Annotated in this window: 1 protein-coding gene; it reads right to left on the reverse strand. The window is 43.4% G+C overall.

Going from position 1 to position 412, the window contains the following annotated elements; all coding sequences use genetic code 11:
* Window positions 1–412: penicillin-binding transpeptidase domain-containing protein (locus P3R27_RS14910; protein WP_301399205.1), on the reverse strand; the 412-nt coding region annotated here is incomplete at both ends.

The following is a 412-nucleotide window of genomic DNA, read 5'->3' on the forward strand; positions in this document are numbered from 1 at the left end:
TTGGGGTAAAGGTTTCGTTCTCATTGAAGATGCCTTGATCGATGGCAGCTGCTGTCGTCAAAATCTTCATGGTTGATCCTGGCTCATAGTTGTCTTCAACTAACAGATTTTGCCAATCATTGATCGAATCCAAATTTTCTGGATTGTAGGTTGGTCGTTGCGCCATCGCTATGATTTCGCCGGTTTTGGCATCCATTAAGTTCGCTGTTAAGTTTTCTGGTTTGTTTTCTTTAAAGACGCTGTCCATCAGCGTTTCCAAATAGCTTTGGATTCGACTATCGATGGTGGTATAAACGTCTTTCCCGTCAACGGCTGCGACGGTCTCTGCTACTGTTCCGGGCAGCGGGTTTTGATTGTTATCTTTTTGATAAACGATCTCACCATCAGTTCCCGATAATACATCATTGTAAGC

It is taken from the genome of Enterococcus spodopteracolus (genome assembly GCF_030441955.1).
Classification (GTDB): domain Bacteria; phylum Bacillota; class Bacilli; order Lactobacillales; family Enterococcaceae; genus Enterococcus_B; species Enterococcus_B spodopteracolus.